Raw genomic sequence first — 251 nt, 5'->3', positions numbered from 1 at the left:
AGGAACGTGAAATACGCTTTGCCTTGTTTATCGGTTGTGAGTGACGGCATCCATGCCGCGGTATCCACCTCTTCACGCCGTGGACGTTCAAGCATTTTTACTCGCCGCTCGCTGCGGTTAGTTGCGCCAGGCGCAACCGGCTCGCTGGAGAGTGCCTGGTCGTAGCTGATAAACGACAGACTGGAGCTGGTACGCACATTGTTACGCCCCAGCGGATAGAAAAATTTGCCGATATTCGGCGCGATTTCTGG

General features: G+C 55.0%; 1 protein-coding gene. It reads right to left on the bottom strand.

All coding sequences use genetic code 11. The features are described 5' to 3' along the window. Positions 1–251, bottom strand: a 251-nt coding sequence (locus NG918_RS16700) for a hypothetical protein (RefSeq protein WP_252227165.1), incomplete at both ends; no start/stop codon positions are given.

Origin of the sequence: Clostridium sp. ZBS2 (assembly GCF_023845855.1) — a bacterium.
In the GTDB taxonomy this organism is placed as follows: domain Bacteria; phylum Bacillota; class Clostridia; order Clostridiales; family Clostridiaceae; genus Clostridium; species Clostridium aquiflavi.
The sequence above is the reverse complement of the archived record's forward strand: the minus strand, read 5'-3'. Positions and strand labels throughout refer to the sequence as shown.